Genomic DNA, 5,059 nt, shown 5'->3' with positions numbered 1-5,059 from the left:
GCAAGGCGCCCCGTCTTGACACGCCGTCCCAGGCGGTGCTACGATGCTCCCCACGAGCGCGGCCCTGCCCGGGGCCGCGTTCCCGACTGCGCCGCGCCGGTTGAACGGAACGGTGCTCGACAGCCACGGCGACCATGAGCGGAGAAGGTCATGCGTGTCCGGTTCGCACCAAGTCCGACGGGCTACCTTCACATAGGAGGCGCCAGGACGGCCCTGATGAACTGGCTGTTGGCGCGCCACAACGACGGCGTCTTCGTCCTCCGGATCGAGGACACGGACCGGGAACGCTCGACGGCGGAGTTCGCCGACGCGATCCTCGAGGATCTCTCCTGGCTCGGTCTCGACTGGGACGAGGGTCCCCGTGTCGGGGGCGCGTACGGACCGTACTTCCAGTCCGAGCGGGGGGGCTCGTATCAGCCGATGCTCGAACGGCTCCTCGAATCGGGCGCAGCTTACCGGTGCTACTGCACTCCCGATGAGCTCGACGAGCGGCGCAGCAGCGCGCCGGCCGGAGGCCGCGACTGGCGGTACGACCGGAGATGCCTCCACCTCGACGATACCGAGAAGAAGAGACTGGAGGACGCCGGCAGACCGTTCGTCGTCCGCTTCCGTGTTCCAGATGGAAAGACGGTGATCGACGACATGGTCCAGGGGCGTGTCGAGGTCGACAACAGCGAACTCGATGACCTCGTGCTGGCTCGGTCGGACGGCACGCCGACGTACAACTTCGTTGTCGTCGTCGACGACCTCTCCATGGAGATCACGCACGTCATACGCGGCAGCGACCATCTGTCCAACACGCCGAAGCAGATCCTGCTCGCCAGAGCGCTCGGAGGCGCCCCCCCGACCTTCGGTCACCTGCCGCTCGTCCTCGGGCCCGACGGCAAGGTGCTGTCCAAGCGCCGGGGCGCCCTCGCCATCGGCGAGTACCGTCGCGCCGGGTTCGTCCGGGAAGCCCTCGTGAACTACCTCGCGCTCCTCGGCTGGTCGCCGGGCGATGATCGCGAGCTGCTTTCCCCCGACGAGCTCGTGGCGGAGTTCGACGTCGGGCGGGTCAGCAGGAAGCCCGCGGCGCTGGACCCCGACAAGCTCGAGTGGATGAACGAACAGTGGCTGGTACGGCTCGGACCGGCCGAGAGGGCTCACCGTATCATCCCACGGCTCCGGGAGGCGGGGTATCTGACCTCCTCCGTCGACGACGCTCTGCGGGAGCGGATCGAGCGCATCGTGGAGCTTCTGGGCGACCGGGTCAAGACGCTCGACGACGCCGCCGACCAGATGGGCTTTTTCCTTGCGTCCTCGGTGAGCTATGATAATATTGACGTTCTGAAGGTGCTGGCCAAGCCCGGCGCGGGGAAGCTACTTGCCGGGCTTCACGACGTTCTGGAGTCGGCTCCTTCGTTCGATGCCGACGATCTGGAGCCGATGATCAGGGACTTCGCGCAAAGCGAGGGCGTCGGTCTCGGCAAGGTCGCACAGCCGCTTCGGGCGGCCGTCAGCGGCAGAACGGCGACGCCCGGCATCTTTGAGACACTCTCGCTCCTCGGTCGCGATACCGTGCTCGAGCGCATCACCGAGGCGATGAAACATACGAAGGACTGATGGGGAGTCGTCTAGTGGCAGGACAGCGGACTCTGGATCCGTCGGCGGGGGTTCGAATCCTCCCTCCCCAACCACAGAGACAGGGCGCCATCGTCTAGCGGTTAGGACGCCGGCCTCTCAAGCCGGTAACACGGGTTCGATTCCCGTTGGCGCTACCAAACAAGAAGAAGCGGAGCTCATCTGAGCTCCGCTTCTTCGTTTCTCGGACCACCCGCTCTCTACTTCTTCTTGCGGGTCGCCGTCTTCCTCCTGGCCGTCTTCCTCTTGGCCGGCTTGCGCTTGGCCGTCGTCTTCTTCCGCGTCGTCTTGCGCTTGGCCGGCTTCCTCTTCGCGGTCTTCTTCTTCGTTGTCTTCTTCTTCGCCGGCTTGCGCTTCGCCGTCTTCTTCCGCGCGGTCGTCTTCTTCCGCGCGGTCGTCTTCTTCCGTGCGGTCGTCTTCTTCTTCGTCGTCTTCTTCTTTCGTGCAGGCTTCTTGGCCTTCTTCGTAGCTGCCATGAGCCTTCACCTCCTTTGCGTCCGCGCCCATTCGCGGAAGCACAACTCCGACTTCGACTCTCCCCTCCGAACCGGACGCCAGCGATCTTCCGGTCCGCACACACGGCGCGACGCGTCGCCGCACCGTCCGCGAACGACGACGTTCACCGCAGCGTCACCGTCCGCTTGACGAGTCATATGTAGAACCGCGTCCGAACAGTGTCAAGGGAAAAACCGCAACGAGCGGCGTCGCACGCGGCGCAGAAACCTCCTGGTTCATCCTCGGCGTCGGATGCGACCCGTGAATCCGTGACCCGGATGATCACCCCGACGACGTTCTCTCTCAGATCGAGAAGCTCTCTCCGTCGACGGGCACCGAGACGTTCGCGAACCCCTCGTCGGTCAGCCGACGCGCGAGCCCGAGCGACTGCTCCTCGCTCCCGTGAACCACGATCGTGCGCTCCGGGTAGCGCGACATGTTCCTCGCAAACGCGACGAGTCCGTCGCTGTCGGCGTGCGAGCTCAACTCCTCGATGACCTCGACGCGGGCCCTTCTCCGATACTCCTTTCCGAAGATCCTGACCTGTCTGCGTCCCTCGGCGATCCGTCGGCCGAGCGTGTGCTCGGCCTGGTAACCCACGATCAGTACTGCGTTTCGGCGGGACCGCATCGTGTTCTTCAGGTGGTGCAGGACCCTCCCCGCCTCGCACATGCCGGAGGCCGAGATGATGATCATCGGCCCCTTCATTCGGTTCAGCTTCTTCGAGTCGGCCACATCGGTGATGAACGTGGCCCGGGCCTCGCCGAGTGGATCGTCCCGCTCACGGAGCCTCGCGTTCATCTCCTCGTCGAAGCACTCCGGATGCCGCCTGAAGATCTCCGTGGCCCGCACGGCCAGCGGGCTGTCTACGTAGACAGGAACATCGGGGATGCGTTCGTCCCTGACCAGCGAATGCAGCACGTAGAGAACGCGCTGCGTTCTCCCGACGGCGAACGACGGTATCACGATCTTCCCCCGACGCGTCGCGACGTCGTTCACGAGTTCCTCGAGTCTGGACTCGACGTCCGTCATCCTGGAGTGTGTCCTCGCACCATACGTGCTCTCGGTGACCAGGACGTCGGCGCGGCGAACCTGATACGGATCCCTGAGAATCGGCATCTCGGGTCGCCCGAGATCTCCCGTGAAGACGATGCGTTTCGTCCGGGCTCTCTCGACGGCGTCGATCTCGACGATCGACGAGCCGAGGATGTGTCCCGCGTCCCGGAAGACGACCGTGACGCCCGGCGCGACCCGAACTGGTTCGTCGTATTCGACACCGACGAACCGCGAGAGCGTCTCGTCGACATCGTCCTCGGTGTAGACCGGCTCCAGCGGGAGGAGCCCCTTCTTTCTCCTTCTCCTGTTCAGGTACTCCAGGTCATTCCGCTGGATGTACGCACTGTCCCTGAGGAGGATCCCAGCGAGATCGGCCGTAGCACGCGTCGCGTAGATCGCTCCCCGAAAGCCGCGCTTCACGAGCGTCGGCAGCGATCCCGAGTGGTCGATGTGGGCGTGGCTCAGGACCGCGGCGGCGACCGAGGCCGCGTCGAATGGCATGGTCCGGTTGCGGCGCTCGCTCTCCGCCCGCCTGCCCTGGTATAGCCCACAGTCCAGGAGAACCCTCGACTCCCCGACATCCAGGAGGTGCTTCGAACCGGTCACGTTCCGTGCCGCGCCGTGCGTTGTGATCCGCATGGTCCCTCCGTCGCGCGTTGACTGTCGCTCTGTGATTCTGGTAGGCTACAGCAGACGGGTGAGGTCACACAAGATGCGCGACGCGGCTCCCGCACTCGTCACCGTTCGAGCGGGACCGCCCAGTACCGCGCCGTGATTTCAACGGGTCTCTCCGACGACGGGTGGGGCCCTTTCTGATGTGAGACCGAACGGGAGGACGGAACATGATCAACGACGTCGTCGTCTCAAGGGCGATCGCGAAGCGGTACTTCGAGAAGTTCGACGCGGCGCTCGAGCTCGACGCCGCCATCGTCGGTGCGGGGCCGGCGGGTCTCGTCGCCGGTCGTTATCTGTCCGAGGCGGGACTGAAGGTCGCGCTCTTCGAGAGCAAGCTCTCGATCGGCGGAGGGATCTGGGGCGGAGGCATGATGTTCAATGAGATCGTCGTGCAGAACGACGCCCTCGAGATCCTGGACGACTTCGGCATAGAGCACTCCGGCTACGGGGACGGCTACTACACGGCCGACGCCGTCCAGACGGCCTCGGCGCTCGCGTATCACGCCAGCAGGAAGGGTCTGACGATACTCAACGGTGTCCGCGTGGAGGACGTGCTCTTCTCGGAGGACCGCGTCGGCGGCGTGGTGGCTCTGTGGGCGGCGGTCCTGGCGGCGGGACTCCACGTCGATCCCCTCTCCTTCCAGGCCCGTGTCGTCATCGACGCGACGGGGCACGACGCGGACGTCACACGCACGACCGTCCGCAAAGCCGGCATCGAGCTCAAGACGAGCACCGGAGAGGTGCTGGGCGAGCGCTGCATGTGGGCCGAGAAGGGCGAGCGGTCGGTCGTCGAGAACACCGGTGAGATCTACCCGGGGCTCTATGTCGCAGGCATGGCCGCGGCGGCGGTCCACGGCAGCTGCCGGATGGGCCCCATCTTCGGAGGGATGCTCCTCTCCGGACGCAAGGTGGCGAAGCTCGTGCTTGACGAGCTCGGGAAGAAGTAGCGATGGGGGTGGCCGGGATGTCCGGGATGCCCGAGGGGGGCCTCTACCTCATCCTGACGGCGCCCCGCATCTCTCACGAGGAGCTGACGGCCGAGGCGGTGCGGCTCGGAATCCCCTTCGTTCAGCTCCGTGAGAAGGAGCTTCCCGAGGACCAACTGCTCGACCTCGCCACACGCCTGAGCCGCATCACATCCGGAAGCGCCACCAGACTCATCATCAACGACCGACCGCTCGCCCTTCTCGGCCCACATGCAGCGCTCGCCCAG

5 protein-coding genes and 2 tRNA genes are annotated in these 5,059 nt (G+C 65.4%); 6 read left to right on the top strand and 1 reads right to left on the bottom strand.

Annotated elements, in window-relative coordinates:
* The first annotated feature begins 216 nt into the window (after positions 1-216).
* From GF405_05120 to GF405_05105, 4 genes are all read left to right on the top strand, one after another.
* Entirely contained in the window at positions 217-1,602 is a 1,386-nt protein-coding gene (locus GF405_05120) for a glutamate--tRNA ligase (GenBank protein MBD3367539.1), read from the top strand.
* Positions 1,603-1,676, top strand: a tRNA-Gln gene (locus GF405_05115). It abuts the gene before it with no gap.
* A 9-nt stretch (positions 1,677-1,685) separates the two neighbouring features.
* Positions 1,686-1,760: transfer RNA gene (locus tag GF405_05110), tRNA-Glu, on the top strand.
* Positions 1,749-2,279, top strand: a complete 531-nt coding sequence (locus GF405_05105) for a hypothetical protein (protein MBD3367538.1) — start codon at positions 1,749-1,751, stop codon at positions 2,277-2,279. Before GF405_05110 ends, GF405_05105 begins: the two co-directional genes overlap by 12 nt.
* 139 nt (positions 2,280-2,418) lie before the next feature.
* On the opposite strand, the gene GF405_05100 is transcribed toward GF405_05105, so the two are convergent.
* The gene (locus GF405_05100; protein ID MBD3367537.1) at positions 2,419-3,810 is read right to left on the bottom strand and encodes an MBL fold metallo-hydrolase; all 1,392 of its coding nucleotides are present in this window, start codon (positions 3,808-3,810) and stop codon (positions 2,419-2,421) included.
* Between the two features lie 206 nt (positions 3,811-4,016).
* Here GF405_05100 and GF405_05095 point away from each other — a divergent pair, with 206 nt between their 5' ends.
* Both GF405_05095 and GF405_05090 read left to right on the top strand, forming a co-directional pair.
* Complete coding sequence (locus GF405_05095; GenBank protein ID MBD3367536.1) at positions 4,017-4,793, top strand: thiazole biosynthesis protein; 777 nt, start codon at positions 4,017-4,019, stop codon at positions 4,791-4,793.
* Between the two features lie 2 nt (positions 4,794-4,795).
* The coding region (locus tag GF405_05090) for a hypothetical protein (GenBank protein MBD3367535.1) at positions 4,796-5,059 on the top strand (264 nt) is incomplete at its 3' end.

This window comes from Candidatus Effluviviaceae Genus V sp. (assembly GCA_014728125.1).
GTDB lineage: Bacteria > Joyebacterota > Joyebacteria > Joyebacterales > Joyebacteraceae > WJMD01.
This window is presented reverse-complemented; position numbering and strand designations above follow the sequence as displayed.